This is a genomic window from Klebsiella scottii, from assembly GCF_036561945.1.
GTDB classification, from domain to species: Bacteria; Pseudomonadota; Gammaproteobacteria; order Enterobacterales; family Enterobacteriaceae; genus Klebsiella; species Klebsiella scottii.
Genome location: NZ_JARXNI010000006.1, coordinates 1 through 261, shown reverse-complemented (window position 1 = coordinate 261; position 261 = coordinate 1). Strand labels below are relative to the sequence as shown.

Here is a 261-nt window from a genome sequence, read left to right as displayed (position 1 = left end):
AAATCGTACCCCAAACCGACACAGGTGGTCAGGTAGAGAATACCAAGGCGCTTGAGAGAACTCGGGTGAAGGAACTAGGCAAAATGGTGCCGTAACTTCGGGAGAAGGCACGCTGATGGTAAGTGAAACGACTCGCTCGTGGAGCTGAAATCAGTCGAAGATACCAGCTGGCTGCAACTGTTTATTAAAAACACAGCACTGTGCAAACACGAAAGTGGACGTATACGGTGTGACGCCTGCCCGGTGCCGGAAGGTTAATTG

1 rRNA gene is annotated in these 261 nt (G+C 51.0%); it reads left to right on the top strand.

Annotated features, from left to right (window positions below):
- A 23S ribosomal RNA gene (locus tag QFI97_RS00025) occupies window positions 1–261 on the top strand; the annotation flags it as partial.